At 51.2% G+C, this 26,601-nt stretch carries 26 protein-coding genes; 10 read left to right on the top strand and 16 right to left on the bottom strand.

Features of this window, described 5'->3' with window-relative positions; genetic code table 11:
- Positions 1-77 precede the first annotated feature (77 nt).
- Complete coding sequence (locus AC0TOY_RS14555) at positions 78-527, top strand: MerR family transcriptional regulator (protein ID WP_473721997.1); 450 nt, start codon at positions 78-80, stop codon at positions 525-527.
- Here the strand turns inward: AC0TOY_RS14555 and AC0TOY_RS14560 are convergent.
- Both AC0TOY_RS14560 and AC0TOY_RS14565 read right to left on the bottom strand, forming a co-directional pair.
- Positions 477-1,214, bottom strand: coding sequence for a YoaK family protein (locus AC0TOY_RS14560; protein WP_148769452.1), 738 nt, complete (start codon positions 1,212-1,214; stop codon positions 477-479). The genes AC0TOY_RS14555 and AC0TOY_RS14560 overlap by 51 nt on opposite strands.
- Positions 1,215-1,372: 158 nt before the next feature.
- Positions 1,373-1,996 carry a glutathione S-transferase family protein gene (locus AC0TOY_RS14565; RefSeq protein ID WP_473721998.1) on the bottom strand — a complete coding sequence of 208 codons (624 nt, stop codon included), beginning with the start codon at positions 1,994-1,996 and terminating at the stop codon, positions 1,373-1,375.
- A gap of 428 nt (positions 1,997-2,424) precedes the next feature.
- On the opposite strand from AC0TOY_RS14565, the gene AC0TOY_RS14570 reads away from it, so the two are divergent.
- Positions 2,425-2,880 carry a hypothetical protein gene (locus tag AC0TOY_RS14570; RefSeq protein ID WP_473721999.1) on the top strand — a complete coding sequence of 152 codons (456 nt, stop codon included), beginning with the start codon at positions 2,425-2,427 and terminating at the stop codon, positions 2,878-2,880.
- A gap of 44 nt (positions 2,881-2,924) precedes the next feature.
- Here AC0TOY_RS14570 and AC0TOY_RS14575 read toward each other — a convergent pair whose 3' ends face one another.
- Positions 2,925-3,335, bottom strand: a complete 411-nt coding sequence (locus AC0TOY_RS14575; protein ID WP_473722000.1) for a YybH family protein — start codon at positions 3,333-3,335, stop codon at positions 2,925-2,927.
- Between the two features lie 650 nt (positions 3,336-3,985).
- Between AC0TOY_RS14575 and AC0TOY_RS14580 the strand changes: the two genes are divergently transcribed.
- Positions 3,986-7,825, top strand: coding sequence for a YobI family P-loop NTPase (locus AC0TOY_RS14580; protein ID WP_248164275.1), 3,840 nt, complete (start codon positions 3,986-3,988; stop codon positions 7,823-7,825).
- Positions 7,826-8,145: 320 nt separating this feature from the next.
- On the opposite strand, the gene AC0TOY_RS14585 is transcribed toward AC0TOY_RS14580, so the two are convergent.
- From AC0TOY_RS14585 to AC0TOY_RS14595, 3 genes are all read right to left on the bottom strand, one after another.
- A complete protein-coding gene (locus tag AC0TOY_RS14585) occupies positions 8,146-8,361 on the bottom strand; it encodes a DUF6500 family protein (RefSeq protein WP_023292566.1) in 216 nt (71 codons plus the stop codon).
- Between the two features lie 93 nt (positions 8,362-8,454).
- Positions 8,455-8,772 (bottom strand): YebG family protein, encoded by a 318-nt coding sequence (locus AC0TOY_RS14590; RefSeq protein WP_061715357.1) that lies wholly within the window; start codon positions 8,770-8,772, stop codon positions 8,455-8,457.
- 76 nt (positions 8,773-8,848) lie between these two features.
- A complete protein-coding gene (locus tag AC0TOY_RS14595; protein ID WP_208763817.1) occupies positions 8,849-9,829 on the bottom strand; it encodes a nitrilase family protein in 981 nt (326 codons plus the stop codon).
- 100 nt (positions 9,830-9,929) lie between these two features.
- Here AC0TOY_RS14595 and AC0TOY_RS14600 point away from each other — a divergent pair, with 100 nt between their 5' ends.
- On the top strand, positions 9,930-10,844 hold the full coding sequence (locus AC0TOY_RS14600) for a LysR family transcriptional regulator (protein WP_473722001.1): 915 nt from the start codon (positions 9,930-9,932) through the stop codon (positions 10,842-10,844).
- Here the strand turns inward: AC0TOY_RS14600 and AC0TOY_RS14605 are convergent.
- A complete protein-coding gene (locus AC0TOY_RS14605; protein WP_473722002.1) occupies positions 10,768-11,118 on the bottom strand; it encodes a helix-turn-helix domain-containing protein in 351 nt (116 codons plus the stop codon). The genes AC0TOY_RS14600 and AC0TOY_RS14605 overlap by 77 nt on opposite strands.
- A gap of 337 nt (positions 11,119-11,455) precedes the next feature.
- Between AC0TOY_RS14605 and oqxA the strand changes: the two genes are divergently transcribed.
- Together oqxA and oqxB are read left to right on the top strand one after the other, a co-directional pair.
- Complete coding sequence (oqxA, locus tag AC0TOY_RS14610) at positions 11,456-12,631, top strand: multidrug efflux RND transporter periplasmic adaptor subunit OqxA (protein WP_473722003.1); 1,176 nt, start codon at positions 11,456-11,458, stop codon at positions 12,629-12,631.
- 23 nt (positions 12,632-12,654) lie between these two features.
- Positions 12,655-15,807, top strand: coding sequence for a multidrug efflux RND transporter permease subunit OqxB (oqxB, locus tag AC0TOY_RS14615; protein ID WP_473722004.1), 3,153 nt, complete (start codon positions 12,655-12,657; stop codon positions 15,805-15,807).
- 67 nt (positions 15,808-15,874) lie between these two features.
- Here the strand turns inward: oqxB and oqxR are convergent, their stop codons facing one another.
- From oqxR to AC0TOY_RS14630, 3 genes are all read right to left on the bottom strand, one after another.
- Positions 15,875-16,354, bottom strand: a complete 480-nt coding sequence (gene oqxR / locus AC0TOY_RS14620) for an efflux pump transcriptional repressor OqxR (protein WP_024909112.1) — start codon at positions 16,352-16,354, stop codon at positions 15,875-15,877.
- A gap of 137 nt (positions 16,355-16,491) precedes the next feature.
- Complete coding sequence (locus AC0TOY_RS14625; RefSeq protein ID WP_473722005.1) at positions 16,492-17,880, bottom strand: sensor histidine kinase; 1,389 nt, start codon at positions 17,878-17,880, stop codon at positions 16,492-16,494.
- On the bottom strand, positions 17,880-18,557 hold the full coding sequence (locus tag AC0TOY_RS14630) for a response regulator (RefSeq protein ID WP_061715351.1): 678 nt from the start codon (positions 18,555-18,557) through the stop codon (positions 17,880-17,882). Before AC0TOY_RS14630 ends, AC0TOY_RS14625 begins: the two co-directional genes overlap by 1 nt.
- Positions 18,558-18,761: 204 nt before the next feature.
- Between AC0TOY_RS14630 and AC0TOY_RS14635 the strand changes: the two genes are divergently transcribed.
- Both AC0TOY_RS14635 and AC0TOY_RS14640 read left to right on the top strand, forming a co-directional pair.
- The gene (locus tag AC0TOY_RS14635; protein ID WP_473722006.1) at positions 18,762-19,598 is read left to right on the top strand and encodes a MipA/OmpV family protein; all 837 of its coding nucleotides are present in this window, start codon (positions 18,762-18,764) and stop codon (positions 19,596-19,598) included.
- 298 nt (positions 19,599-19,896) lie between these two features.
- On the top strand, positions 19,897-20,322 hold the full coding sequence (locus tag AC0TOY_RS14640) for a VOC family protein (protein ID WP_473722007.1): 426 nt from the start codon (positions 19,897-19,899) through the stop codon (positions 20,320-20,322).
- Between the two features lie 271 nt (positions 20,323-20,593).
- Here the strand turns inward: AC0TOY_RS14640 and AC0TOY_RS14645 are convergent, their stop codons facing one another.
- Both AC0TOY_RS14645 and AC0TOY_RS14650 read right to left on the bottom strand, forming a co-directional pair.
- Positions 20,594-20,887 carry a DUF6966 domain-containing protein gene (locus AC0TOY_RS14645; protein WP_048989553.1) on the bottom strand — a complete coding sequence of 98 codons (294 nt, stop codon included), beginning with the start codon at positions 20,885-20,887 and terminating at the stop codon, positions 20,594-20,596.
- Positions 20,884-22,422: an MFS transporter gene (locus AC0TOY_RS14650; RefSeq protein ID WP_473722008.1), complete on the bottom strand. Its 1,539-nt coding sequence runs from the start codon at positions 22,420-22,422 to the stop codon at positions 20,884-20,886. Before AC0TOY_RS14650 ends, AC0TOY_RS14645 begins: the two co-directional genes overlap by 4 nt.
- A gap of 175 nt (positions 22,423-22,597) precedes the next feature.
- On the opposite strand from AC0TOY_RS14650, the gene AC0TOY_RS14655 reads away from it, so the two are divergent.
- Complete coding sequence (locus AC0TOY_RS14655; protein WP_473722009.1) at positions 22,598-23,458, top strand: LysR family transcriptional regulator; 861 nt, start codon at positions 22,598-22,600, stop codon at positions 23,456-23,458.
- Between the two features lie 194 nt (positions 23,459-23,652).
- Complete coding sequence (locus AC0TOY_RS14660) at positions 23,653-23,952, top strand: hypothetical protein (RefSeq protein WP_370883737.1); 300 nt, start codon at positions 23,653-23,655, stop codon at positions 23,950-23,952.
- Between the two features lie 109 nt (positions 23,953-24,061).
- On the opposite strand, the gene AC0TOY_RS14665 is transcribed toward AC0TOY_RS14660, so the two are convergent.
- From AC0TOY_RS14665 to AC0TOY_RS14680, 4 genes are all read right to left on the bottom strand, one after another.
- Entirely contained in the window at positions 24,062-24,394 is a 333-nt protein-coding gene (locus AC0TOY_RS14665; RefSeq protein WP_157189070.1) for a DUF6678 family protein, read from the bottom strand.
- An 87-nt stretch (positions 24,395-24,481) separates the two neighbouring features.
- The gene (locus AC0TOY_RS14670; protein ID WP_370883736.1) at positions 24,482-25,057 is read right to left on the bottom strand and encodes a hypothetical protein; all 576 of its coding nucleotides are present in this window, start codon (positions 25,055-25,057) and stop codon (positions 24,482-24,484) included.
- 281 nt (positions 25,058-25,338) lie between these two features.
- Entirely contained in the window at positions 25,339-25,818 is a 480-nt protein-coding gene (locus AC0TOY_RS14675; protein WP_248272120.1) for a hypothetical protein, read from the bottom strand.
- A 229-nt stretch (positions 25,819-26,047) separates the two neighbouring features.
- Complete coding sequence (locus tag AC0TOY_RS14680) at positions 26,048-26,449, bottom strand: cell envelope integrity TolA C-terminal domain-containing protein (protein ID WP_152680650.1); 402 nt, start codon at positions 26,447-26,449, stop codon at positions 26,048-26,050.
- Positions 26,450-26,601 lie beyond the last annotated feature (152 nt).

The following is a 26,601-nucleotide window of genomic DNA, read 5'->3' on the forward strand; positions in this document are numbered from 1 at the left end:
AGATGACGATCCGGTTGACCGTATAAAAAGTTTAAGCTTAAAGTTAACTTTAAGGTCAAGACGTAAGAGCAGATCAAATGAGAATTGGCGAGCTGTCGAAAATGACGGGTATTTCCCCGTCGCGCATTCGGTTCTATGAGGCGGAAGGTTTACTGCCGAGACCCGTCAGGCAGGGGAACGGCTACCGAACGTATTCTCAAGAGGCGGCAGCGCTGCTGAACATCATCGACAACGCGCAGCGTACCGGGTTCTCACTGGAGCAAATACGCCGCTTCCTGCCGCAGCCGCAACAGCACTGGGATCATGAGGGACTGATCCAGTCCCTGAAGACGCGTATTGCCGAAATAGAAGCGATGCAAAAGCAGCTTGAGGAAAACCGCAGGGAATTGCTGACGCTGGTCGCGAGTATCACCAACCGGCCGGAGGGGATCTCCTGCGACGACAACATGCAGCGCCTGCTGGGGCAGCTGCAACGCTCAGACGGTAGCGCGAACCCGTCTAACCCGCGTCGAGACGGTGATAATTGAAACGATAGCGACTACGGCGAGCATCAGCCCAAGCGCTAGCATGGCGTTAAAGCCAATCCATCGGAAAAGCAGCAGCCCCGCGATACCGCCCGTAATAAACGAAAACAGGGTGGTTAAGTGGGTTTTCAGCTGACTTTTTTGCGCCGCCGTATCTTTGGAGTAATCCCGGCGAAGCATCGCCACCATGACGGAGGCCAGGGAAATCCCCGCGTCCGTTAACGTACCGGTAATGTGCGTCGATCTTACCCGTCCGCCGGAAAGCTGCGTGGAGGTGGAATTATGAATGCCCATCAGAAAGCAGAGAAAAAGAATAATCTCGCGATTGCTGGTGAGCGCATGGAAATACATTTCGTAGAAGGAAACGCCGGTCAGTAATATCCCCTCGACAAAAAGGATCTGGCAAAAAACCAGCCTGACGTTATGGATAATACCCCATATGACGATCGTGCGCGCAATAATGGCGCCAGCCACAAAAGAGAGAATTATCGAGCCGAAGAAAATAATATCGCTCAGATCGGTAGAAGAAACTTCGCTGGATAATTGTGAGGTGTTGCCGGTCATGTGTGAGGGGAAAAAGCCAAATGCCCCGAGGGCGATGGCGTTCAGCAAACCTGCTGAGGTCGCCAGCCAGAGAGCAAGCCGGCGATCCTCCTGATGCGTTCGTTCTTTCTTGAGTTTAATCAGCAAGAATACCTCCGGGTTGAGCTTTGCCTGACTATTCAGGCTAGCAAAGCGGTGCAACGGGCTGTCCAGGATATGGCTTAATTATTATTCCCTCTGACGACAATCAGGGTTTCGTAATTAAAAAAACAGCCTCGTTGCGGTATTCATTCAGGCATTAAGTTTTACACCATGCCGTTATTGCCGTGACGCAAAAATGCCGGACGCTGGTTAAGGCGCTCGAACCAGGCCTCAATGGCGGGCACGTCTGGCTTATCAAACGGCGTCATTTTCCAGCGATTCACCGACAGCCCAAGCACCACGTCAGCGAGGGTAAACGTCTCGCCCGCCGCAAAGGCCCCGGTGCGCTGTAACTGGTTTTCCAGAATGGTGATGCAGTGGTTCCACTCTTTGATTCCCGCCGCAATGCGCTCAGGGTCGTTAAAGTCCGGGTTTTTACGCCCCAGCGCCGGGAAGACATAGCGCCAGGCGTTGTTAAATTCAGTGGCCTGCCAGTCCATCCAGCGCTCAACGTTGGCGCAGGCCTGCGGTTCTGCGGGCAGCAGATCGTGACGTTCGGCCTTGCGCGCCAGATAACGGCAGATGGAATTGGACTCCCACAGCACGAAATCGTCATCGATCAGCACCGGCACCATGGCGTTGGGGTTCAGGGCGCGGAAGGCATCCGTTTCCGTCGAGGCAAAACCGCTGCCGTAATCTTCCTGTTGATACGCGAGGCCTGTTTCTTCGCAGGTCCAGAGTACTTTACGCACGTTGATGGAGGTGGTTTTGCCGAGGATGCTGATCATTACGCTGGTGTCCTTTAATGGATGTTATTGTTTAAAAACAATACACCAGATGTGCCAGAGAGGTTGGGGCAAAATTTGGTGGGGCGTGCTCTGTCTGACCCCGGTGAACGTTTCTGGAAGGTGCCTCGCAAACCGCAAAGTAACCTTATGAAATTCAGCGTTATGTCTTTTCCTCAACGGGTCGCGGTCGTAAAGTGCCTGCGTTGCGGCACATCCGCAATCGGGCGTAGGAACCCGCATCTGCAGAGCGATATTTATATGTCGCGACAGCGCCGATCTCGTTAAAATTGCGGTGGCGCTGACGGAGCAGCCGTAAGGCTGGCCGTTTTCTCTGTGGGCGGTATTCCTACCTCTGTCAGCGCTACCCCCTCGAGCGTAGGAACTCATCGGGTGGTTCACCCAAATTTATACACGGAGGATGCCTTACCATGGCTACTATCCCAACCCTGACTTATCTTCCATCTGACGAAAACGTCATTCTGCAACTTATCTCCCGGCCGCTTCCGGCTGATGCCGATCTGTTTGTCGTCGCCGACAATTGCGCCGCGCTGGTGAGCGTGCTGGTCGAAATCGATGATGTCGCGAGCCGCACTGCGCTGTGCGAGCGTATCCTTCAGACCCTGCGCAAGCTGCGTGAGCTCTGCGATGCCGATCTTCCTCCATACCTGATTGAACAGTTGATCATGGGTGAGAAAATCAACTCCTGCGTGCCGGACTGCTGGCAGGACACCCTGACTCAGGTGGACTACGTTCTGGCGCTGACACAGGCGGTGATGGGGGGAATGCTGCCCGCTCACATAGCGAAGGAACTAACAGGCCTGCTGCACGATATGGTGTGGCTGCTGGCTGAGTTTGTGAGAGAGCCGCGCATCACTACACATTAAGGGCGCTGGAGTGGAGGGGCGGCAGCGCCCCTTTGAAAGTGTGATTAACGCGATCGGTTCCCGGTATCCAGCAGCGACGTACCGTAAGAGTTGTCGATGGTACAAAGCCAGCGACCGTCGCCTTCCTGTCGAAAAACATAGGTCGCGCGGCGCGACATTTCTGTTATTCCACCCTGACCATCAGGAAAACGCAGAACGGTTTCCATGATAACGAGGGCATTACCGCCACCTTCGATCACCTGCATCTCCCCTTGTTCGACGATCAGCTGATCCTGAAAATAATCGGAGATAGCAATAAACGCGCTGCGGATGTTCTCTTTGCCTTTAATCGTCATGCCTGGCTTGACCACCAGAGCCGCATCGTCGGCGTAGTACTCCATCAGCGCGTCATAGTTTTTGGTGGTGATGGCGTGGTCACAGGATTCGATTATCTGGCGTAGCGGATGTGGGGTCATGCGCGTTTCCTCGTTAAGGGGGGAACGCACATTAACATAACAGGCTGGCGTGTTTGTATAGCTACCAGGTTTTATGGCTGGTTGCGTTGGGGAGGAGCAGGTGGGGGAGGTAATGTTAGGTCTGCTAAGAGCGAGAAGCGGAAGTAATGCTTGCTGATCTTCTCATAAAACGAATAGCTCGTTTTCTAAGATACTTACAATTTCAGTCGGACCGTAGCTAAGCATTAATGCTGAACCGGCAGTGGAAAATTGTGGATAAGCTAATGCATATTGCCAACAGCGTGTACAAGCGTTTCGACTTAGGAGCGCGTTACCATGCTGTTTTACTTGGCACCAGTTCACAATGACGGTGCCGAGTCAGGCGTATTATAGCGGTGTGTTCTTTATCTGAACTTGAAGATGTAAAGGGTAACTTGTTGCTGTTCCTGCTATGTTTGCTAGAAAGTATGTGGTTAAGGCTATGTCATGATCCCCAGAGGTGCCTTCGCATACATGCCGAATGCGAAATTCGCAAGAGTAATTCAAAAAAGAACATGTTTTCATCGTGTTGAAACATTACGATAGAAGCATCAAGATTATTCTGAACGTTACGAAACATAGTTGGAATTTCCACTTATCGTAATAGGATGTTGGCAAAATGGAGTCGCTGAATGAGTGTGTTGAGTTGGGCAATAGACCTATGCGGGAAGATGGAAGCGTGGCTGGTCAAGCTCCAGGCAAAAGGTCAACTACAGAGCGTAGAGCAGGGGTTGAGTCTTATGGAAGAAGAATTAAGTGATCGCTATGACACCTTAGCCCCGAAAACCATCAATGATGCCAGTATGCGAGAGTATTTCATTGCCCTGAAATACGCATTATCTCAGAAAGACGTAAGAAACATAGCTATTACAGGTAGCTATGGCGCAGGGAAAAGTACGGTTATTTCATCATTTATGAAATATCACTGCGATGATAAATACATTAATGTATCTCTTGCGGGATTCGATATGACGGAAAATGAAGAAACCGTCAGCCCAACCCACCAAGAGGTTGAACTCAGTATCTTGCAGCAAATTCTTTATAAAGAGGATAGGGAGAAACTTCCTGACTCAAGGATAGACAGAATAATCGACAGGGGCCCTCACTATGTCAGAGGAGCTTATCGGGCCTTGCTTAAAGTCATTGCACCTATCGCGGTAGCCGCATTTATTATCTATTTCAAAACAATTGCAGAGTTTCTAAGCCTTCCGCCATCCTGGAACGAGGGATTTAATGCACACTACATCATAAAAGGCATTGTATTAGTTTTGCTGGCTTTTACCGCGCTGTACTTTATAACTGCTAGCGCATCTAGAATCGGTATTTTTGATAAGAAACTTAAGCTGAGCAAGATCGCCTTTTTAAGCGGAGATGTAGAGGCAAGCGACCAAGAGATACCATCCTTACTGAATAACTGCCTTGACGAGATCGTGTATTTTTTCACCAAGCTGGAATATAAGGTGGTTATCTTTGAAGATCTTGACAGGCTAGGAACGCCTGAGATTTTCGTTAAGCTACGTGAAATTAACAAAATAGTTAATAACAACATTGTTGATGGCAATCCGGTCAGGTTTGTTTATGCGGTAAGAGACGACTTATTTCTAGGTGCTGATGCTAGAACTAAATTCTTTGATTTCATTCTTCCCGTCATTCCATTTATGGACAGCAGAAATGCCTTTACGTTATTAAAGAGAAAAATGTCGTTCGATACGCATAACGATAGTTATCTGAAAGACATTTCGTCATATATAAATGATATGCGCAGTCTGCAGAATTTAGTCAATGAGTACCATGTATTCAGCAATATCGTTGATAACGGAAAGGATAAGATCAAACTGTTATCGCTAGTGTTTTATAAAAACATCTACGCTTTAGACTATTTCCTTACCGATAAAAAAACAGGGGTTTTATATTCATTTATTCGCGACTATCGAACTCGCAAACTTCATCGTAATCATTTCGACTCTCTGGAAACAAAACTAGAACTTTTACAGGCCGAAATAGAACATCTTAACCACGAGCCGATGTATGACCACAGGGGAATCAGAGAGGATATAGTGTGCCGATATATTCCAAAAATACTCTGGGATAGCGTTTATTTTGGCACGGGAAATGGACACAATGACTTCAATCACCTACCTACCTTGGTTTTAATTGATGATGAGAATAGTTTTTTAGAATTTTTATCGCGAAAGGAAAATTTGTATATAGGTTACTTCTATAATTATCAAATAAAATCACTCTCACTTTTTGATAGAGCATTAAGAGAACAATTAAAAGAAGAATACCTGAAACGGAAAAGTAAAATGGGTAAGGATAAAAACTCGGCTTTTAGTGAACTGCAAGTAAAAATAAAGGAACTTAAAGAGTCAATAAAATTAAAAAATGCCCTTTCGCTGCGAGAACTTACACTAATCATCGGGCGTGAAAAATTTGCAGAGATTGCGCAAGGTTATCTTGAGGCGATGGAGGATCATGACTTCGTCTCTGAACAGCAACTTCATGCATTGTGTACCGATATGCGCAATGGCGGCTTAGACGCGTTGTATCTGCTGCTGTCCGATGGTCTGGTGATGCAAGACTTCATGGCCTACCGCTCTATTTTCCATGAAGGATCGATGACCGTAAATGATAACGACTTTCTTAAAGCCGTCGGTCAGGATCTGGGCTGCGCAACCTCAAACGGTGAATATTTTATCGATGACGAGAACAGAGTCATCAGTGAACTGGTTGAACATAACCGTATTTATGCCGATGGCGCACTTCATCATCAGCTGGTGGCTCATCTGATTGATAACGAAGATGAACATCTGGTGGGCATGTTCGCTTCGCTATTCAGCAAGTCTGATGAACACATTCTTACTGCTTTTACTGAACTTTATAGTCGATTTGGCAAACCCGAGACCTTCGATAAGTTAATTGTTACTTCACTGCAAAAAAATGATTATCTTGACAGAATGGTTGCCGTTCTCGCAGGACAGCCTAGTGAAAAATTCACCAACGATATTGCTATCAGCGTGATAGCCTGCGTATCGCCTGAACATGCGCTGGATAAACCGCAATACCGCCAGCTTATTCATTCGCTGGGCTGCCGCATCATCTCTCAGCTCACCGAGGAGAATCAGGAAGCGTTCATGCGTCATGTTCAACAGGCGGATGCATGCTATGACGAGCTGTTCGAACCAATAACGCCAACGGAGCAGTTTTGTCTGCAGTTTATTGCGCAAAACAGTCTTTATCAATTAACCCCACACAATGTTGGCATTGCCATTTCGAGTCTTATTGACAACATAACGCCTGAAGAGGCGGTAATGAAACCCTGGACGCTCGCCTATGAGCATAAACTCAATGAGGTTTCTGGTTACTTTAGTCAAAACATCGACATATTCGTCAGGGATGTGTTCATCTACTCAGCTGAGGATGCCGACTGTATCCGCTACATTCTGACCCGCACCTCCCTAAGCGACGATTCCAAAGGCGATATTGTCAGAAACATGACCTTCTCGTTTACCGACCTGTCCGGGATATCGGCTAAAGCAGAATTTATTGAAGACCAGCTAACGATTTCATATCACGACCTGTTTTACCGATATGACCGCGTCGCACCGGGATGGGGGGCACTGATAGACTATATCTGTGAAGATTGCGACATGGAGATACTGACGGCTTATGTGACAAAACATGCGCCTGTATTGGGGCAATCATCCCCGGAAGTTTATGATGGCGACCGCTATGACCTGCTGTATATGAAAATTATTTGCAACAATGACCTTGAAGAACAGGTTTATCAGAACCTAGTTGCACCGATTGAGATTAACATGCGGGAAATTGATGACCAGCTTAGCGCGCATCATTTCTGCACCCTGGTAGCCATGCAGAAGTTGCCTCTCGAGGCGGATGTGTATGAAAAAATTGCGGCTCAATATGCGATTCAAGATGTAAATATCAGTAATGCCTTCGTCTATTGGTTCAGCCAGTATAAAAGTGAGTTTTTGACGCAGCCCGAGTTCTATCTAAGAAAAGAAAAAGACACGCGCTTCTTTAACGTCATGCTCACAAAAGTCATAACCTACGTACATTTTACCGTGCAAGAGAGAGCGGACCTGGTATCGCTATTCATTGATTATTTCATTGAGTCTGATATCGCTGATCTTAATTACCCTCATGATGTCCTGCTACAGGTGTTTAACAGTACCAGTAATGAAGAATTCAAGGTCATGCTGTTTACGCGATTTATTGTGTCAGGCCTGAATAAACATCAACTGGCCGGGCTATGTCATCAACTGGGCGAAGATGAATTGAGGAATGTATTCATCAATCGAACCCAAGCAACAATTGCTGTTGCAAACAGGGAACGCGTGATATCAATTCTTGAACATCTGCAAGCAGTACGCATCATCAGAGGTTTTCAGGAGCGTGAGGACGGGAAAATCTCCGTCTTTATCGAACCCGTTCTTGAGGACGAAGATTAGCGGTTTAGCCTTTCAGGCCGAGACCGGCAGGTCTCTGCCTGTTTTTGTTAATCTGTTAATGAACTTAGATTCGTCTCTATACATGTTACATTCCTCAAGAAATATATTGCTGGACAGTCCGCTACTGGCACAAAACTGACTGCACTAGGAACAAAAATTACCCTGTTAGCGCCAACGTCAAAGAAACACGGATGCTGCACAACGCGCGATAAGAAGCAGGCTACGGGCGCAGCGACGATTGCAGACTGGTCGGTGAAGAATTATGCGACGGTCAGAGCGATGAAATCCCGCAATGCTACCGGCCATCCCGCTTTAGCGTGTTAGAGGGCTGAAACAAGGTTCCTGATCTTTTCAGCCTTTTCAAAATGGTCCAGTTTCATCTCCATAATCCACCAGTGTGCCACTTCCATAAGCAGTTCAGGATCGTCGTTTTTATTAGCAAAAAAAGCATAAAACGAAAGCCCAACATCGCTTCCCTTAGAGGCGATTTTTGAATCACAGATCCTGATGATTTTTTCCTTCATTCCTTGGCGCACGTCATCTCCTTTACGCTTTTCATGTTCGGGCTAAAAAAAGCCGCAAGCATATGTCTGCTTACGGCTTCCGGATCGGTGATGATGTTCTGACAATCAGGCCGCTTTCACAGCCCTGATTTTTTTCGTGTCAGCCGCATCGGATTCTGTTTTATCCGCAGCAGCTGGAGCGTTGAGCTCGGGAAGCTTGCTGGTGCGCAGAATATGCTGCACGGTCTCTTTCTGCTCGGCGAGATACAGGCCAAGATTTTCAGCCTGCGTTTCATCCATCTGCATTCCGCTTTGCAACAGCCAGTCGGTGAACGCGTCTGCCATATCGAGCAGCTTGTCGTGAGCGTCAGCCTCTTTCTTACTGGCAAATGTCATTTTCTCTTCACCTTTTCTAACGACAACAAATTTTGTTTCAACAGCCATTATGCGCACCTCATACTGTAATTATATACAGTATAACAGTTCCGGATTAATGTTGCAGCTAAAAATTGCTCACATTTTAGCGGGCCGGGGGCTCATTCGAAAAGCGTGCGCTGATCGCGTCACGTTCATAGCCCTGCGGCTGCGTCAGTATCTGGTATAAATCAGGGCGGCGACCATGGATCCAGCGGCGTCCGGTGCTCATAGCAAGCAGGCTTAAATCCAGCTCAGCGCTCACCATCGCATCTTCAGCCGCCCAGGTCTCATTCACGATCCTGCCATAGGGGTCGAGGATCATCGCATTGCCTGTGCGCACTTCGTCATCATCGGCACCGACACCGTTGCTGAAGAGAAGAAATAACCCGTTGTCATGCGCGCGAGCAGGCAGCCAGCGCATTAGCCATTCCCGACCGCCTGGCCCTTTGAATGCCGCGGTAATTTCTTCCTTGCGCGCTTCCCGCTCTTCCCAAAGCGCCAGCGGAATAGGCTTCATCCCGTGAGGGCTGCGGGAGTCGGTACCGCCAGTTTGATGCGGTGCGAGAAGAATATCGGCACCCAGCAGCGCCGTCGCGCGCACGTTTTCGACCAGATTATTGTCCCAGCAAATCAGGATACCGACCTTCACGCCCCACGGCGTATCAAAGACGGTAAAGCTGTCCCCGCTGCTGATGGCCGGATGTTCAAATGCATGGAGTTTACGATGCGTATGCATTGAGCCATCCGGCATACAGGCAACATACGCATTGTAGAAGCGGCCATCGTCGGCGCGTTCAATAAGCCCGGCGCCAATCAGCATTTGATGTTTTATCGCCAGGGAGCGTATTAGCGTCAGGGAAGGGCTGTCGGCAACCGGCTCTGCCAGCGCAGACACCTCCGCAGCACTGAGCTTAGGGACATGCCAGTAACCGGTGATGCACATTTCAGGGAAAGTGAGAATGTTCACCTGCTCAAGCGCCGCCTGTTCAATAAATTTCTCCATTATCAGGAGATTGTATTTTTTGTTACTGGCCTGATGCTGAAACTGTACGGTTGCCGCCTTTAAGGATGTCAGTTCGTTCATGTTGCGTCTCCGGTTGTCATCGAGACTGAATTACATAACGATTGCCGATAACTGTATAATCAAATCATTTCCTAATTCGATAACCATCTGGAATGTAAAAATGAACACCCGGTTGCTAAAGGCCTTTTTGATACTGGCTGAAAAGGGAAATTATGCCGATGCGGCGCGGGCGCTGTTTATCTCGCAGCCGGCATTGACCAAACAGATTAATCTCCTCGAATCCCTGGTGAAGATGTCGCTTTTTTCACGAGGTCGTCACGGCGCAATACTGACGGCCAGCGGCAGGCGTTTGCTGCCAGAGGCTGAAAAAGTGGTCAGGCAGACCCGGCAATTTATGCAGCATGCTGAGCGGGTATCAAAAGGCGTGGAGGGGCATATCGCCGTCGGGTTCGGACTCTCAAGCTTTTATCTGGCGCCACGCTGTATCGCTGACTTTCGTCGAGACTATCCGGAAGTAGAGATGTCATTGACGGATCTGCCTTCCTTCCAGCAGTACGAGCGATTGCAAAATGATGAGCTACAGGTCGGTTTTGTCAGGGTTCCTCCCCCCGTGGCGCTTGAATACCTGCCGTTATTTACCGATCGGCTGGTTCTGGTTACGCCCGCCGCGTCGCCAGCAATGTCTGCTGCAAAGTGGCTCACGAAACGCCCTCTGTTGCGGCTGTATGATGAGCGAGGGCGGGGTTTAAACGCGCAGATTGACCGCTTCCTGCATGACAACGGTCTTTTCATCTCTTCGACTCAGCTGACTGACGATATCCAAACTATCGTCGCGATGGTGGTTGCGGGTATCGGCGTGGCCATTTTGCCCACCAGCGTGACGCATATCGCGCCGCCGGAGCTGGCGATTATTCCGCTAACGGGGGAGTCAATCAGCTGGGAGGTGGGTATTGCCTGGGACGCAAGCAGGGAGGATGTCATCCGTGACAATTTCATTGCTAGCGTAGCTGCTGCGTTTCCGGGCCACTCATACTCCGTCGCCATGCCCCAGGCGCCTGACCATACTGACGCTTAAAGCTGCGGTTGAAGGACTGCTGGGAGTCAAAGCCCAGCGCGATCGCCACGTTCAGAATCGGTTCATCGCTGTGGGATAACCGCTCAACCGATTTTTGCAGCTTTTGCGCGCGAATATACCCGGCGAGAGGGTAGCCCGTATGCTCTTTGAACAGGCGCTGAAGGTGCCATTTCGAGTAGCCGGAACGCCTGGCGACGGTCTCAATGTCCAGTCGGCTGTCCAGGTTGTTGTCGATCCAGTCGAGTAAATCATGCATAAATGCGCCAGTGTTCATCTGGTTACCCCCACGCAGCGGATTAAAAAGTATCTTTGTCTGTTGCATTTAAAGGTGGCGCGTTTTTGCAGTAATTGCAAGTTTTATTGTTGCATTTAAATCCCTGACCGAAACGGGTCTTTTCACATTCACTCAAATAGCACATAAAGTGCAACAATTATTCTTGCACTTAGTTAAGCGCCTTCCTACAATCGCCGCGAATAGTGTATTCGCAACTGTTACAGTTTTGTGGCGATGAACGACACAAATGGCCTTAAGACAGCCCCCGGACAAAGGAAGTGGCGCGGTGCCTCCTGCTGCGTCTTGCCCGGTGGCGACAATTATCGGAATAAAAATAATGAGCCTGCAAAAAACCTGGGGTAATTCTCATCTGAGCGCGCTGGGGGCAATGTTGCTCTCCGTGCTGCTCGTCGGATGCGATAACAGCGTCGCGCAAAATGCCGCGCCACCTGCGCCTGCCGTGAGTGCCGCTGACGTGGTGGTGAAATCGATTAGCCAGTGGGATAGCTTTAACGGCCGGATTGAAGCGGTGGAGAGCGTTCAGCTGCGCCCGCGCGTGTCCGGCTACATTGATAAGGTGAATTACACCGACGGTCAGGAAGTGAAGAAGGGCGAGGTGCTGTTCACCATTGATGATCGTACCTATCGCGCTGCGCTGGAGCAGGCGCAGGCGAACCTGGCGAGAGCCAAAACGCAGGCCAGCCTGGCGCAAAGTGAGGCTAACCGTACCGATAAGCTGATCAATACCCATCTGGTCTCACGGGAAGAGTGGGAGCAGCGACGTTCGGCTGCCGTTCAGGCGCAGGCCGACATTCGCGCCGCGCAGGCGGCGGTTGATGCAGCCCAGCTCAACCTGGACTTCACCAAAGTGACCGCGCCTATCGATGGTCGCGCCAGCCGGGCGCTGATCACCAGCGGGAACCTGGTGACTGCGGGCGACACCGCCAGCGTCCTCACCACGCTGGTCTCGCAGAAGACGGTGTACGTCTACTTTGACGTGGACGAGTCAACCTACCTTCACTATCAAAACCTGGCCCGCAGCGGGCAGGGGGCGTCCAGCAATCACACGGCGCTGCCGGTTGAGATTGGCCTGACGGGCGAGGAGGGCTATCCCCATCAGGGCAAAGTGGATTTCCTGGATAACCAGCTCACGCCGAGCACCGGGACCATCCGCATGCGCGCGCTGCTGGATAACTCACAGCGTCAGTTTACGCCGGGACTGTTTGCCCGCGTACGCCTGCCGGGCAGCGCGGAATTCAAAGCCACGCTTGTCGACGACAAGGCGGTGCTGACCGATCAGGATCGTAAATACGTCTATATCGTGGATAAAGAGGGGAAAGCGCAGCGTCGCGACATTACGCCGGGACGTCTGGCAGACGGTTTACGCATTGTGCGGCAGGGGCTGAACCCAGGCGATAAAGTCATCGTCGAGGGTTTACAAAAAGTGTTTATGCCGGGTATGCCGGTTAATGCCAAAACCGTTGCCATGACCGCCACCAGCGCCCTCAACTGATCCCTTGACCTGAGAATCCACCCATGGACTTTTCCCGCTTTTTCATCGACAGGCCGATTTTTGCCGCGGTCCTGTCGATTCTGATCTTTATCACAGGGTTAATCGCCATCCCGCTGCTGCCGGTGAGCGAATATCCTGACGTCGTGCCGCCAAGCGTTCAGGTGCGCGCGGAGTACCCGGGCGCCAACCCGAAAGTGATTGCCGAGACCGTGGCGACGCCGCTGGAAGAGGCGATCAACGGCGTTGAGAACATGATGTACATGAAGTCCGTCGCGGGTTCCGATGGCGTGCTGGTCACTACCGTCACCTTCCGTCCGGGCACCGATCCGGATCAGGCGCAGGTTCAGGTACAAAACCGCGTCGCGCAGGCCGAAGCGCGTCTGCCGGAAGACGTGCGGCGTCTGGGCATCACCACCCAGAAACAGTCCCCGACGCTGACGCTGGTGGTGCATCTGTTTTCGCCTAACGGTAAGTACGACTCCCTGTATATGCGTAACTACGCCACGCTGAAGGTGAAGGACGAACTGGCGCGTCTGCCCGGCGTCGGCCAGATCCAGATTTTCGGCTCGGGTGAATACGCGATGCGCGTCTGGCTGGATCCCAACAAGGTGGCGGCCCGCGGGCTGACCGCTTCGGACGTGGTCACGGCGATGCAGGAGCAGAACGTGCAGGTCTCCGCCGGACAGCTTGGCGCCGAGCCGCTGCCGAAAGAGAGCGATTTCCTGATCTCCATTAACGCCCAGGGCCGTCTGCATACCGAAGAAGAGTTCGGCAATATTGTCCTGAAAACAACGCAGGACGGCACGGTCGTCCGCCTGCGCGACGTGGCGCGTATCGAAATGGGCTCCGGCAGCTATGCGCTGCGTTCCCAGCTGAACAATAAAGACGCGGTCGGGATTGGTATCTTCCAGTCGCCGGGGGCGAACGCCATCGATCTGTCTAACGCGGTGCGCGCGAAAATGGACGAGCTGTCAACGCGCTTCCCGGCGGACATGAAGTGGGCGGCACCTTACGATCCGACGGTCTTTGTGCGCGATTCGATCCGTGCGGTGGTGCAAACGCTGCTGGAAGCGGTGGTGCTGGTGGTGCTGGTGGTCATTCTGTTCCTGCAAACCTGGCGCGCGTCGATCATTCCGCTGATCGCGGTGCCGGTGTCGGTGGTGGGTACCTTCAGCATTCTCTACCTGCTGGGCTTCTCGCTGAATACCCTCAGCCTGTTCGGGCTGGTGCTGGCCATCGGTATCGTGGTGGACGACGCCATCGTGGTAGTGGAAAACGTCGAGCGAAACATTGAAGAGGGGCTTGCTCCACTTGCGGCGGCGCATCAGGCGATGCGCGAAGTGTCCGGGCCGATCATCGCCATCGCGCTGGTGCTGTGCGCAGTGTTTGTGCCGATGGCGTTCCTCTCGGGCGTTACCGGGCAGTTCTACAAGCAGTTTGCGGTGACGATCGCGATTTCCACGGTCATCTCCGCCATTAACTCGCTGACGCTCTCTCCGGCACTGGCGGCACTGCTGTTAAAACCGCACGGCGCGCCGAAAGATTTCCCGACCCGGCTTATCGATCGTCTGTTCGGCTGGATTTTCCGTCCGTTTAACCGCTTCTTCCTCCGCAGCTCTAACGGCTATCAGGGGCTGGTGGGCAAAACGCTCGGACGACGCGGCGCGGTATTTGTGGTGTATCTGCTGCTGCTCTGTGCCGCAGGCGTCATGTTTAAAGCGGTGCCCGGCGGGTTTATTCCGACGCAGGACAAACTGTACCTGATTGGCGGCGTGAAAATGCCGGAAGGCTCTTCGCTGGCGCGCACCGATGCGGTGATCCGCAAAATGAGCGAAATCGGGATGAATACCGAAGGCGTGGACTATGCGGTCGCGTTTCCGGGGCTGAATGCGCTGCAGTTCACCAACACGCCGAATACCGGGACGGTGTTCTTCGGCCTGAAGCCGTTCGACCAGCGTAAACATTCCGCGGCGGAAATTAACGCGGAGATCAACGCGAAAATCGCCCAAATCCAGCAGGGCTTTGGCTTCTCCATTCTGCCGCCGCCGATTTTAGGGCTGGGTCAGGGGTCGGGCTATTCCCTGTACATTCAGGACCGCGGTGGTCTGGGCTATGGCGCGCTGCAAAACGCGGTGAACACCATGTCCGGTGCGATTATGCAGACGCCGGGAATGCACTTCCCGATCTCAACCTACCAGGCTAACGTGCCGCAGCTGGACGTGCAGGTTGACCGCGATAAGGCGAAAGCGCAGGGCGTGTCGCTGACCGATCTCTTCGGGACGCTGCAAACCTATCTGGGCTCGTCGTACGTCAATGACTTCAACCAGTTCGGGCGCACCTGGCGCGTGATGGCGCAGGCCGACGGGCAGTTCCGCGACAGCGTGGAAGATATTGCGAATCTGCGCACCCGCAACAGCCAGGGCGAAATGGTGCCGATTGGCAGCATGGTGAACATCACGACCACCTACGGGCCGGATCCGGTGATCCGCTACAACGGTTACCCGGCGGCGGACCTGATTGGCGATGCCGACCCGCGCGTGCTTTCATCTGCGCAGGCGATGACGCAATTGGACGCGATGTCTAAGCAGATCCTGCCGAACGGGATGAACATTGAATGGACGGACCTGAGCTTCCAGCAGGCCACCCAGGGGAGTACGGCGCTGATCGTCTTCCCGGTCGCGGTGCTGCTGGCGTTCCTTGTCCTGGCGGCGCTGTATGAAAGCTGGACGCTGCCGCTGGCGGTGATCCTCATCGTGCCGATGACGATGCTTTCCGCGCTGTTTGGCGTCTGGCTGACCGGGGGCGATAACAACGTCTTCGTGCAGGTAGGGCTGGTGGTGCTGATGGGGCTGGCCTGTAAAAACGCCATTCTTATCGTGGAATTTGCCCGCGAGCTGGAAATTCAGGGCAAAGGCATCATGGAGGCCGCGCTGGAGGCGTGCCGCCTGCGTTTACGCCCGATTGTGATGACCTCCATCGCCTTTATTGCCGGGACCATTCCGCTGATCCTCGGTCACGGCGCGGGTGCAGAAGTGCGCGGCGTCACCGGGATCACGGTCTTCTCCGGGATGCTGGGCGTGACGCTGTTTGGTCTGTTCCTGACGCCGGTGTTTTACGTGACGCTGCGTAAGTTAGTGACGCGTGGTAAAGAGGAAAGGGAAGTTCTGCCTGCCTAGGGATATTGCAGACAATAAAAAACCGCCTTCATAGTGAAGGCGGTTTTTTTTCGCAACAAATAACGCGTTACGACGTTTTTTGATACTGGGCAATGAGGTCGGGGAGCGGATCCCATCCGCTGCTGTCGGCGTTTTTGACCGCTTCCAGGGCGCTTGCCACGGTATGGCGGGCCAGTACCGCTAACGACGCCTGCTCAGCTTCTTCGGAAATCGATTTGAAATACCAGCAGGCGTTCGCGCTGACAACACAGCGGGCCGGTACGTCAGGGCGCGACGCCCACAGTTTTTTATCTTCGATGACCGAAAGGTAGATGTCGCGCAGGGAGATCTCTTCCGGCGGGCGACCAAGGTGAATTGAGCCGTTACGGCCAAGCGTTGAGACGATAATGCCGTCACGCGTCAGCGGAACCATCAATTTGCGGATGAAGCTCGGGTTCGCTTCCAGACCGTAGGCCAGAATCGCACTCGTCGAACGTTCACCCAATTGCTCCGCCATCGCTACGCTGAGAACCATCTGCAAAGCTGTCGGGAAGCGGTAATCTAACATTTCTCTGTCCTGGGTTGCGGTGAATCTTGTTCTTTTTGGCACCGCAGAGGTGAATAAGCAATAAACAACAATATAACAAATACGGTAATTATTTTGAAGCAATCTGCGGCATTTGCGATCAAACCCCCGGTTCTGCTTTAGCTAAACGTGCGGTTCGGGAAGTCAACCGTCACCATGAGGCCTCCTTCAGCGGAAGTGCTCAGGTTTACGCTGCTGCTGTGTTGCTGCGCCACCGCTTTGACGATGGCAAGCCCTAGCCCGCTGCCGCTTTGCACCTGATTGGGATCGCGGAAGAAGCGGTCGAACACGCGCTCCCGCAGCTCGGTCGGAATGCCGGGTCCTGCATCTGAAACGCGAAGCCGCGCGAAGCTATCTACTACACGGACATCGACCTGAATCCGCCCGCCCTCGGGGCTGTACTTCACGGCGTTCTCAATAAGATTATCAATGAGCGACACCAGGCGTTCCCTGACGCCTGAGATCCGGATTTCATCCTCGGCGAAGAATTCCAGCTCAATGTCGCGCGCCGACGCTAGCGGCTCCAGCTCGGCCATTCGTTCCTGAATAAGCGTTGTCAGCGGCACGGGCTCCATAGCCGTATCAATACGCGCTTCACTGTGCATCATCAGCAGCAGTTGGTTGACGAGACGCGCGGCGCGGCTGTTGCTGCGAACCACTCCCGCAAGCAGCTCCTGCTGGTTCTCGCTGATGACCCAGGACTGCAACGCTTCCACGTTGATGCGCATCGCCGCGAGGGGGGTACGCAGCTCGTGCGCGGCATCCGCAATGAAAACCCGTTCCCTTTCCGCGCTTTCACGGACTCTGGCAAGGAAGTCATTGATCGCGTCCACCATCTGACGAAGCTCCCTGTGCCTGGGAACGGCTTTTAAGGGGGAGAGATCGTCAGGCGTGCGTAACGTAATTTCATTGACCACCTTACTCCAGGGGCGCATCGCAATGCGTATTGACAGCCATGCGGGAAACAGCAGAAAAGGGAAGCAAACCAGCAGCGGCAGGATGTAGTAGCCACGTGAGTTCAGATAGATAAAGAAGTTCCAGCCGCTGGCTGGGGTGAAAAGGGTAACCTCCACATCGGAGTGAGGGGATTTGAGGGTGCGGCTGGTCCAGGTACGATCTCCACTCTGAACGTGCTCCAGTTCGCCGAACCGGGTGTTTGTTATCCCCGCGGGAGCACCGTCTGAGGCAAAAATAACGGTATTATTTTTGCGAACGATGAGGTTAATCGACAGCACGGGGTCTTCCCCTCCGCCGTAACCTTCACGCAGGGCCTGGCTGAAGTCTTCCAGCACGGCGGTACGGTCCTGCGGGCGTCCGTCCATACGCTCGGCTAGGGTAAAAACGGTGTCGTACGTTTTACTGCCCGTGAGGATGGGAGGGCTGCGCAGGTCCTCCCAGAGAATGAAGGTTAAAAAAAGACACCACAGCAGGGTCAGCAGTAGCATCTGGGCGATGATAATTCGACGTACCAGCGTCGGGCGTCTCAGGTGATACCAGACGTTTTGCATCAGCCGGTCACCTTCTGAATGGATACGGTATCAATGACGTACCCGACGCCCCGCACCGTTCGCACATAGCCGTCGCCGATCTTTCGCCGCAAATTCCCCATATGCACGTCGAGCGCATTACTGAGGTTCTCTTTGTTGCCGAATATCCGTTCTTCCAGAAACCGTCGCGTAATCACGCGGTCAGCGCGCAGCATCAGCGTTTCCAGTAGCGCGTATTCACTGGCCGTCAGATCGATATGGCGCGCACTTACCGTCACGCGACGCGTCGGGACATGAAGAGATAAGCCTCGAATTTCTATCGCCTCATTCTCGAAACCGTAGCTGCGCCGCGCCAGGGCTCTGACTCGCGCCAGCAGCTCGGCGAGAATAAAAGGTTTGACGAGATAGTCGTCTGCACCGGCATCCAGCCCGCTCAGCCGATCCTGCAACGTGCCTCGCGCCGTCAGGATGATGACCGGGATCCCCTTGAGCTGCTGACGCAAACGCGTCATCAGGCTCATGCCATCGCCGTCGGGCAGTCCCAGGTCGAGCAAAATAAGTTCCGGCACGCAGACGTCCAGCTGATGCAGCGCATCTTCTTTACGGCGTACCCATATGACGTCAAATCCTTGATCTGAGAGGGCGATACGTACGCCATTGCCGAGATCGAGGTCGTCTTCGATTAGTAGAATTTTCACACTGGTAACTGTATCAACCGTGAATGAAGAACATCTTAAGAAAAAAACGGTATCAGGAAATCTGTCCGGGTTACAGCATCTGCTCGCGCTTCAGTGTTTCTTCATTTTCGGCTCATCAGAACCTTAGGGTCAGTATTTAAAAATGGGCGTTCTGGCGGTTAACCGCATGCATCGTCATCATTTGAATCCAAAAGGGCTTCTGTAATGAGAAACATCGAACTGCGTCATACGTTCCCCCATTTACTTTCAGGCCGCAGCCTGAAAAACATCGCGCCGGGCGTCGTGCTGGCGTTACTGGCCACGCCCGTACTGGCGGCAGAACAGAGTCACGAAAACGTCTTAACCCTGGGGGGCGGCGTGGATATCGCGCCACGCTACTCGGGTTCAGATAAAACTCGCGTCAGCGCAGCTCAGGTGGTGGATTACGCCATGGCCAACGGTTTTTTTATCGGTACCACACGGGGGATCGGTTACGGCAACAACATTGGTAACCTGGATTACAGCGCAGCGCTGAGCTATCGAGTTGGTCGTAAAGATAAAGACGTGAGCAGCGATTCGATCAGCTCCGGCAGCGACGAGCTGCGGGGGATGGGCGAGATAAAAGGCTCGGCTATCGTTGTGCCTGGGCTGGAGTACAAGGTGACCGACTGGCTTCATCTGCAGCTGCAGGCTGAGGTACCGGTTTCTGAAAGGGACAACGGTGAAGCGGTACATTTCGGCATTTCCAGCCCGTTCTACACCTCACCAACAAATGCGGTGACGCTGGCGCTGACCGGCAGTTGGGGATCCGACAAGTATATGCAGACGTATTACGGGGTCAACGCCGCCCAGTCGGCCGCATCGGGATTTGCCCGACATGACGCCGGGGCCGGGATTTATGCCTGGTCGATGAACCTTGACTGGACCCACAAGCTCACCTCGCGCTGGAGCGTGCTTGCCTCTGCGGGCGTTACGCAGCTGACGGGGGATGCGGGCGATAGCCCGATTGTGCATCGTAAAACGTCCCCTACGGGGAGTTTGAAGGTGACGTACAGTTTTTGATGGATGGCCGTGGTGGCTTAACGTTTTGAGCGCGCACTAACAGTGTAGATAAGCCGCTCCGGTTGAGATGGCGGGGCGGTTATCCTTGCTGATAGTTACAGCACTGCACACGTGGTTGTCGGATTTATCTAAAGCTCCATTGTGCTGTAATGACAAACACGGAGGGGATGATAATATCCACATCCATTCCAAAATAAGACATAAATCTATAGTTTATTGAGTACAGTTTTATTTCATCGGCAGAGCAGCCTCCAGGTATAATGTCCGCTCAGATAAACGGCAAAGAGGGTGTGATAAGATGCTGACATATATCACCATAGGTACAAATGACCTTCAGCGCTCCGTGGCGTTTTATGACGCTGTTTTTAGAGTGCTTGGCTATTCACGTGTGCCTGCCTGGACAGAAGGTTGGGCAATGTGGGGAGATGAAAATAATACGGAGGTGGGTTTCAGCTTCTGTATTTGCCCTCCTTTTGACGGGCATCCTGCAACGGCGGGAAACGGGACAATGTTCGCATTCCGTGCCGATAACGCGGACCTTGTCAGACGGTTCCATGCGGCAGGCCTCCTTGCGGGCGGGAAGAATGAAGGCGCGCCGGGTACACGAACCGCGTACGGACCCGATTTTTATGTTGCCTACCTGCGCGATCCTGATGGGAATAAGCTGGCATGTGTTTGTCAGCATTATTCTCCGGAGGCAGATGAGGATTCAAAGGAACAATAGTTACTCCACGGATGAAATTTAGGATGTTTGGCGGTGACTAAATCAGCCGTGTAATAGGGCGTTCCCAACGAGTAATCTTAATTCAGTACACGGCTGGTACAGTCCACCTCTGGCTCGATGCGGACGATCTGACTGTGCTTAAGGTCCGCAGTGAGCGAAAAGCGGACCTTAGTGTTGTCCGCCGATTGGCCATGTTTCGGCGAGCCGCGTGGTATTCCGTACCGGAAACGTCGCCAGTACCTCACTGGCGTTGCTGGTAACGACGTTATGGTCAATCACCTGCTTTTAACAAGCCGATTGCATGGTCAAGTTGCTTGTAGAGCTTGTATCTCAAATCATCTAATGCGTCATTTTCTCGAATTAGAGGCATCCCATTTTTATGAAGAACAATATCGTTAAATGATCCCATCCCGCCGTAAAGTTTTTTCAATGAATAAATGGATGATTCAAAATCAATATCGAGCTCGATCGCCAGTTTTTCAAATGTTTTTGCCCATGAATCCTCCTCATTTGAGGATAGTATTTTAATGATCTCGATTACTGTTTTCTTTATTTCATTTTTCATTTCCAGTCACCACTTCCAGGTATTTTAACGCCATTTTCTTTAAAAATAAGAAAACTGCATATAGCCAATATCCATACAGAAACTGAACCATAAATCATCACCCATCCGAAACCTTGAGATAGCGCTCCCTGGACAGTAGTACTGGAAATGTTCATAACTGGGGTGATCTGTTCCATCATCGTAATATTTCCTGCAGACAGCCCCTCAGCCAACTGACGCAATTGCGTGAAATCCGTTGCTCCTGATAATGTGGAACGAAGGTAGTCGGATATCCCTTCGACAAGAATAAACCCCATCAGTGCAATATTGATGGCAAGGCTGATCATTCGTGCGCTGATGTCAATGCCAGAAGCCATTCCAGCGCACTCATTCGCCACTGAACCTGTTGTGGTATTCGTCACTGGCGTATTGGTAATACCCAGCCCAATACCCGCCAGCAGACATCCCGGCAGCATTGTTAACCAACTTGCAGACTCCAGGCTACTGCCCCATTTCATCAGAAGAAAACCTGCTCCTATAGTAAATAGCCCGGCCGGAATGACAACCTCTGCACGGTATCGTAGGGACAACTTTTCGCCCACTGGTGGAAATACCAATGTTGGCAATGTATAGGCCAATAGTGAGAGTCCTGCAGCGACATTGCTATAACCTAAAACATTCTGAAAATACAGTGGGATATATATCATGAAGGGCCAGAAGCTGAAGTTCATACCAACCGAACCGAGCAATGCCCCAGAGAAGCGACGGATACGAAACACCGAGAAGTCAAACATAGGCGCACTATTACTACGTTCTGCCATGATAAAGATGACCAAACAGAGTAGCGTTGCACCGAGGAGAGTAATGGCAACAGGACTTATGAAGCCTAATGTGGGTGCCTGAGTGATGTACCAGACAAGTCCAAATACGGACAGTGACAGGAATATGATACCTTTGACATCAAGACTACGTTTCTGAGGGTCACGAGATTCCTCAACACCCATAAATACAAGTGCTAACGCGATAATAGCTATCGGAACATGAACAAGAAAGACCCATTCCCAACTTGAAATGGCGACAATTGCGGCGCCGATAATCGGACCAAAACCCAGCCCCAAGCCAAAAACAATGCCCCATGAGCCAAAAGCCTTTCCACGTGCCCCACTTTCAGTAAACTGATTGGACAACACTGCGATCTGGCAAATTAACATGGCTCCTCCCGCCATACCCTGCAAAAAGCGACCGGCAATGAGAACTGACGTATTTGTTGCCAGTCCGCAAACTAACGTCGTCACGCTGAATAACATCAGGCTGACAACAAAAAGGCGTTTGCGCCCGTAACGGTCAGCCAAAGTGCCAATAGCCATCAGTATAGCGGTGCAGGCGAGCGTATAGGCATTCATAATCCACTGCAATTCTTTGAAATCACTAAGCAATACTGTTTCAAGTGTAGGTAGTATCACTGGAATGCTTGATATTTCCAGACCGAACATCAACGAAGCCAGACAGACAGCCGCAAGAGTTAATGCATTTTTGGCTGAGGGGGAGATGGTCATGGTGGTTCCCTGTAGCTTGAGATAGCTGAACATTAATTCCCGGCTTTAAAACAAGCCGGACATTATTATCATGAGGTGCAATTAATATTTGAGCTCTTATTTTGGCGTCATTGACGCTATGACGGAAATGATATAATTTCGTTACATTAATTAAATTTCATCATTAATCGTAGATATGGACTTTGACACCAATCTTTTACGGGCTTTTATCGCAGTCAAGGACACTGGGAGTTTCACGAGGGCGGCTCAGCGAATGAACCTTACCCAATCCGCCATCAGTCACCAAATCCGTCGCCTTGAAGAGCAGGCGGGCACGCCTTTGCTGATGCGAACGACACGTAGTCTGACTCTGACAGAAGATGGAGAAGACTTCGTTCGTTACGCCGATCAGGTTTTACGTGCTCAGGATGCTTTGGTCCGCCGTTTCCAGCGTTCCTCAGTCTCCGGCGTGGTGCGGTTTGGTGTGCCCGAAAACTTCATTGGAAATCGGCTTCCGCCTCTGTTGTCAAGATTCGCCCATCTTTTTCCGGATGTTCGACTTGATGTCACTGTGGATACTTACTTGAACTTGCAGTCAGAAGTCGATGCTAACGGGCTGGACCTGGCAGTGGTGATGTCTTTGTCAGGTAAGCACGATGATGGCATGGTGTTACGAAAAACACAGTTTGTCTGGGCAGCAGCGCGATCTTTTGAATATAAGTGTGACACGCCACTACCTCTGGCATTTGCTCCGGAACCTTGTGTTCATCGACAGATTGGAGTTAAAGCCCTGGACGGAGCCGACGTTAAGTGGCGTATGGCCTTTACATCACCAAGCCAGCAGGGATTGCGTGCTGCGGTTCTGGCTGGACTTGCTATTACGGCCATACCACATAGTGACCTGGAGCCGGGGATGACCGTTATTGACAGACAATACGGTTTACCAGAATTGCCGACCGCTTACTTCACTCTCATTTGGAGTAGGAGGGGAAAGACTCCTTCCGCTATTGAGTTTGGAAATCTTCTGTATGAGATGGCAGGTGTTGTTTCCGAATAAAAAGTTCAGCTTGCCTGCTCCCCATTGCTCCACACAAACAGTTATTCGTTACGTCCCCTCCTGGCACGAAGCGGACAAGATGGCTAGGCTGAAGGTCTGTTGTGAGCGAGGAACGGACATACTTGTACAAAGCATAGCGTCGGATTACAGTGAGGACATTGATTGATAAGTAAGTCGAATCAAAGCTGTAGCCAATGAAACAAAAACTTCGCAAACGTAACCAGGACTGGATATCAAGGCAATTGCAACGTGTGCACAAAGAGGAAATGCCGTTAAGTTTCTTTATTAACTTTCCCTCAATACGAGCAAGTTTGTGTAATGGTGAGCGCCTTAAACGGCGTGGTCGTCTCAAGCCGGACTGGGGTCGCGCGTTGTTTCATCAAGGATGGGGAGAAGGGCCGATGGTTGGGCCACAAGGCTCAGTGTATTGGTTTAACGGGTTTGATAAGGAACAATTACCTGTAGAATTGTTACCACTGTGGGAAGATCTCTGATTGTTTAGAATTTGATTAAATAACTTTCAGTGTAACGTCTCAACCACGCATAATACAGCGAGGAGTAGAGGCCAATTCTACGCAAAGATTACAGTATTCCTGTTGGTCATTAAACGATATTGTCTAGTGAAAGATAATCTACATCGCTAACCGAATCTGCGTATCCCCAAATCCTATAACCGGTTGAGGTCTCCATTCCAGGGAGATGAATAGCACGAAGAATAGTACCTACCGTGGTATGCTGTTCAACCGTGTTGGTAAAAATATCAAGATACCGGATTTCCAAATAGCCACCTCCACTGAAATGGTAAAACCACTCGCCATCAAGTGCGGATTCATAGCCATTGAGAAGAGTGACTTTCCATAAGGGAGGTGATTCCATGCTAACCATTGCGACGCGGATCTCATTCCATTTTGTATTATTCATGCAGCTATATAGCATTCGAACCTCCCAAGGTCTGCTCCAGAAAGAATAACACGCACCTGGATAACAACGTCAGCGCTTGGCACTTTGCAGTCATGAGATTGCTTATACTGCTCGGACCAGAACCCAGGCCCAATCAGAGCTACAGAGAACACGATAGAAAGGTTTCACGCGGCATTTCACAAAATCAAGAATTTCTGCTTCGCTCATCGCTGAGGCCCTAGAGGGGTAGCCAGGCCCCCAATCATCATAGAGATCATCGTATATGCGGTAAAACTGCCAGCAGATGTTGCTGAGGATACGAGACCCCGGAGATGAGTGAAACGCTGGGATTTGATGCAGCCGTAACTCTAATTCTTTGGAAGTCTCGGCATGCATCAGAAACCAAGCTTTGATCCTTAGCCACGTCATTGCACTAGCGTTAATGTTGGGCATAACGATGTTTTGTTCAAACATATATGCACAAAGGTAGCGCTCAATTTCATCTGAATCAGGGCGTTTATCTAAATTGAGGGAGGCTAAAATTAACAATGATTCAGAACTTTTGCCGTAGAGTAGCTCTCTTTCTGCCCACTCAATGATCATCTTGTCATAATCATCGACGCGATAAGCCTCGAAAGATTCACCAAACGTTTTCAAACAAAGAATTTCGTGAAGGTCAAGTTTGTATTTATTTTCCATAACGTTTTTCAATCCTTGTTGTTAAGAGGGGCAAGTGGTGGCTTCGTTGAGACGATCCGGTGCAAATTGAGCGTACGCCATTACCATCTTAATATCAGCATTAACATCCTTGCAAAACTACCGTTCCGCTATTAAAGAGTCTCCGGCACTCCAACTTCCGCTCTTGGCACAAACTGACATTGCAGAAATAGTAGGTCAGTTTGGATCGAGGAGCGGAAGTATGCAATCGCTCTCATAGCTGATGTCAGCGGCACGCATGTCAACCCAGGAAATGTTGTCAGTTACTCTATCCAGGGGACAGGTTCACCAATATAGGTGTGTGTGCAGCAGCGGCAAGTTACTTTCACGTCCTTTCCCGTAATTGAAGGATTTACCTGTTGCAGAATTCCATTCTCATCAACAAACAGACCCGGATAAAAACTACTTTCGCCAATGCAGACTAAATCTCTTCGCTGATGCTCATGTCGTGCAACTAACCAGAATACAGGCTCGGTAGTATCAAGACGCCCACATACTTCACTGAATATTTCATCCCATGGTTTGCCAATGTGTTTGATCAGAAAATGAAACAATGGTGTGTAATCTCGGCCACGCTTCTGTCTGCCATGCATTGTCCCGCGCTTTGCAAGTAGCTCTTTTCCGACTTTTTTACAATTGCGCTCCCAGCGATACTCAGCACCAGGATTATTAGAATGGTGTCGTGTAGTGGTGTTGACGCTGCGATACAGCTTACGGGACTTATTCTGTTGATGAGTACGCATAGCTCGATCTCGGGCATCCTTTCTTTTGTGGGTCGGTAGCGCCTGCCGGAGCTAGATTCAATAGTGTGTGGCTGTATTAAAAACAACCATGCTTACAGACAGGTGCATTATGCTGAAATACAGTCCTACTGAAACTACCAAAAAATCCGCTCATGACATAAAGAGTACATGGCCTGAAGCAGCATGGCGGAGTTGAGCAAAGCGCGCCATTCAACACATAATCATGATGCTAGCCGCGCATGTCGAAGCCGGATTTTTGAAAATCTCTATAAACTTCTGGATTGCTGAAGGCCGGGAATTTGGCTTTATGGGCGGCTGATTTTATCGCTTCGCAATAGGCTCTATTGCCGTTACTGGTTGAGATGCTTAAAGGTGTGCCATCCTGAGCAAATTCCATATGCAATCTGCATTTTTTCCCTTTCCAGTTTTGTGGCTCTTCAATTTCGGCGTTTATTGCCGCCCTGATTGCCCGCGCCTGCGCGCCCCATTCATCCCGATCGTCCCAGCGTCCTGAACCGCAATTACCCGTTGCCGTGGTCTTATGGCAACCGGAAGGGTGTAGCGGCGCGCATCCCGCGGCCAGGTTCACCAGTATAGCCACCATAGCGATTTTCTTTACTGCTTGAGACATTCCCACTTCTTACCCCGCAATCCATTTAAGCTTCAGTAATGTTTAAATATTCTTCCGTAATTCCTGGCCTCTTTTCAACTACCAATAACGGGTTACAACGTCGGCGACCTGGCTGCCGGTTCCACCTCCGACTAACCGTTCGTTTTTGAACT

Source organism: Enterobacter sp. PL_is379 (assembly GCF_055817355.1).